General features: G+C 37.3%; 5 protein-coding genes. All 5 read right to left on the reverse strand.

Annotated features, from left to right (window positions below; genetic code table 11):
• Positions 1-16: 16 nt before the first annotated feature.
• The gene (gene rplS, locus AB1397_05255) at positions 17-355 is read right to left on the reverse strand and encodes a 50S ribosomal protein L19 (GenBank protein MEW6482392.1); all 339 of its coding nucleotides are present in this window, start codon (positions 353-355) and stop codon (positions 17-19) included.
• On the reverse strand, positions 345-1,010 hold the full coding sequence (gene trmD / locus AB1397_05260; GenBank protein MEW6482393.1) for a tRNA (guanosine(37)-N1)-methyltransferase TrmD: 666 nt from the start codon (positions 1,008-1,010) through the stop codon (positions 345-347). The genes rplS and trmD overlap by 11 nt, the downstream gene beginning before the upstream one ends.
• Complete coding sequence (locus AB1397_05265) at positions 1,007-1,237, reverse strand: KH domain-containing protein (protein ID MEW6482394.1); 231 nt, start codon at positions 1,235-1,237, stop codon at positions 1,007-1,009. The genes trmD and AB1397_05265 overlap by 4 nt, the downstream gene beginning before the upstream one ends.
• A gap of 2 nt (positions 1,238-1,239) precedes the next feature.
• Positions 1,240-1,479 (reverse strand): 30S ribosomal protein S16, encoded by a 240-nt coding sequence (gene rpsP / locus AB1397_05270; GenBank protein MEW6482395.1) that lies wholly within the window; start codon positions 1,477-1,479, stop codon positions 1,240-1,242.
• A gap of 61 nt (positions 1,480-1,540) precedes the next feature.
• Positions 1,541-3,031 (reverse strand): hypothetical protein (locus AB1397_05275; protein ID MEW6482396.1); only part of this gene is annotated, 1,491 nt, incomplete at its 5' end.

Below are 3,031 nucleotides of genomic sequence, written 5' to 3' on the forward strand. Positions count from 1 at the left end.
TCATCTACGCCTGCAATCACTTATAGGTTTTTACTTCCAGCGCCCTCTTTCCCTTTCTTTCCTTAAGATAATAAAGCTTTGCCCTCCTTACCCTTCCCCTTTTTTTGACTTTTATCTTTGCAATTACAGGAGAGTGCAAGGGAAATATCCTCTCAATTCCAATGCCATATGATATCTTTCTAACCGTAAATGTTTTTCCTACCCCTTCTCCCCTTTTTGCAATAACAATGCCTGTGAAATGCTGAATTCTTTCTTTATCCCCTTCCTTTATCTTAAGAGAAACCTCAACCTCATCCCCAGCATTAAATTTAGGAAGCTTTTTTATAACACCTTTTTCTATACCCTCAATCTTCATTTAACAAATCAGGCCTCCTTTCCCTTGTTAATTCCTTTGCTTTTTCCTTTCTCCATTCCTCTATTTTTTTATGGTCTCCTGATAAAAGAATATCGGGAACCCTCATTCCCCTAAATTCATAAGGTCTTGTGTATTGAGGGCCTTCAAGATAAGAAGAGGCAAAGGATTCATCCTTCAGGGATTCTGGATTTCCCAAAACACCTGGGATAAACCTTGCTATAACATCAATTGCAACCAGACAGGGGATTTCACCGCCTGTGGTAATGTAATCTCCAATAGAAAGCTCCAGATCAACCATTGTTTTTACCCTCTCATCAATTCCTTCGTAATGTCCACAAAGAAAAATAATCTGTCCTTTTTTTGCTAATTCATAAGCTAAACCTTGATTTAAAACAATGCCTTGTGGACTTAAATAGATTACATAACCCTTTCCCTGTGCCTCAATTGCCCTAAATAGGACATCTGGCTTAATAACCATTCCAGGGCCTCCCCCATAGGGATAATCATCCACCTTTTTGTGCTTGTTTTCTGAAAAATCCCTTAAATTATGTATCTGGATGTCCAATATCCCTTTTTCTCTTGCCCTTTTAATAATGCTTACATCAAGAGGACCCTTAAATATTTCGGGAAATAGGGTTAGGACATCTATTCTCAATTAAGCATTTCAACCACAACCCTTTTTCCCTTCTTTGCCGCTGCGGCTTGGAGGATTATCCTTATTGATTTGATTATCCTACCCTGCTTGCCTACTATCTTTCCAACATCACTCTCATCCACCTTTATTTCAAGGATGGTTGTCTTTTCGCTTTCCATTTCAGAAAGCTGTACCTTGTCTGGGTTATCAACAAGGGACTTAACGATATACTCAGCTAGTTGTTTCATTTTTATCCTCCTTTTTTGTAAGATTCCACTAATCTTTTTACAGTAGTGGTCAATTGTGCTCCTTTTTTTATCCATTCCTCTATTTTTGAAAGATCAACAAAGGTTGCTTGTTTTGTTTTTGGATGATAAGACCCAAGTTCATCAATTGCCCTTCCATCCCTTCTGGTTTTTTCCTCCATAACCACGATTCTATATGAGGGAGCCTTTTTAGCCCCCATTCTCTTAAGCCTAATCTTTACCATTTTTTAAAAAAATTATAACTAAAGAAGATTATTCCTGTCAAGGGTTAATTTTTCGGTTAAGTCATCTTCCTCCGATTGCCAAAAGCATTTGGTTTGCCAGGTTATTATTTGGGAAAAACTCAAGAATCCTTTTGCAGGTAAGCTTTGCATCCTTGAAATTTCCTGTGTTGTAATAAACGGTTGCCAGGTTTTCTAATGTTTTTATGTTTTTTGGGTCTAGCTTTAAAAGAGCCCTCCAATAATGAATTGTCATTTTTGGATTTTGTTTTTTATGATAAAGAAGCCCAAGGTTGAAATAGGCATCAAGCATATTGTCTACCTTGATTGCCTCCTTGTAATAATTCTCTGCATCCTGCAATGACCCTTTTTGGTCAAACTCTAAAGCAAGATTATAATAGCATTTTGAAAGAGAGGTTTTTGCCTCATTATCCTTTGGATCTAGCTTATTAGCATTTTTAAATGAAATTATGGCATCAGAATACATAGAAAGCTCAGAGAGCAATACACCCTGGCTTATATATCCCTTCTTTACATTATTCATAAGCCCCTTTGACCTTCCCTGATAGGGAAATACATTAAAATTTGCATTTTTTACTATTTTTATATATTCATCTTGACTTATTTCTTTTCCGATTACCCTCTGAACAAATCCCTCTGGAGCAAGCCTGAAGCCTTTGGTTATCTCCTCAGAGAATGGCGTATAGACAATATGGGTGCTTGCATTCTTATCCATAATCTCCCTGTATTTCTCAAATCTAATATTTGCCAGCTCTAATGATGAAACCCTTTTATCTGGCAAGCTTCTATCAAATACAAGCTCTGGATGATGCTTATTTATCTCTGAGATCAGCCAGAATGTATGTAAGAATGTCCCATTTATCAAGAATATATCAGCCGTTACATTTTCGACATAGTGAAGATACCAGAGGACAAAGCAAATATCGCCCTTGGTAAGGAATATGGCATTCTTCTTTAATGGCTTAAGATAGCCCATTCCCTCATCATAGTAAGAATAATCCCTGCTCATATTTCGGGATTTAATATTTTTGGAAAATGGATACAGAGGAAGGAGAAGGAAAAAAATAAGCGTAATGGATAGTAAAGGAATGCGGAGTGCGGAATGCGGAGTGCGGAATGCGGAGTGCGGAGTGCGGAATAATAATGAGAAGATAAATGAAATAAGAAAGCCAAGGGAAATGCTCAAGATAATATAGGTTGGAATATAATAATCCCAGACATTTGGGATGTTATAATGGCTACAATGGATCATATTAACAAGGAGGATAAGGAGAAAGAAGACAAAAATGCCCCTTTTTTTAAAAAAGAGGAGGAAAAAGGAAAGGATGCTGGGAAGGAAAAGAAGCAAAAATTGCTTTGGGATATGGGACATCCAATGGGAAAAGGCCCTTTTAAAATGGTCTAAGATGGATGATTTCTCAAAATAATGGGCATATCCTTTGGCGGTAAGGTAATCAATGAAGCCATTTAATTTATCTGGGTCTCCCCAATTTACATAGGGATGGGCACTTGAGCGAATAGGCAGATAAGCCCA

The organism is bacterium (assembly GCA_040756715.1).
GTDB lineage: Bacteria > UBA9089 > UBA9088 > UBA9088 > UBA9088 > JBFLYE01.

Excerpts from the sequence above, each read along its gene's own strand:
- rplS (MEW6482392.1), bottom strand. The coding sequence starts at position 355 with ATGAAGATTGAGGGTATAGAAAAAGGTGTTATAAAAAAGCTTCCTAAA.
- AB1397_05265 (MEW6482394.1), bottom strand. The coding sequence starts at position 1,237 with ATGAAACAACTAGCTGAGTATATCGTTAAGTCCCTTGTTGATAACCCA.
- rpsP (MEW6482395.1), bottom strand. The coding sequence starts at position 1,479 with ATGGTAAAGATTAGGCTTAAGAGAATGGGGGCTAAAAAGGCTCCCTCA.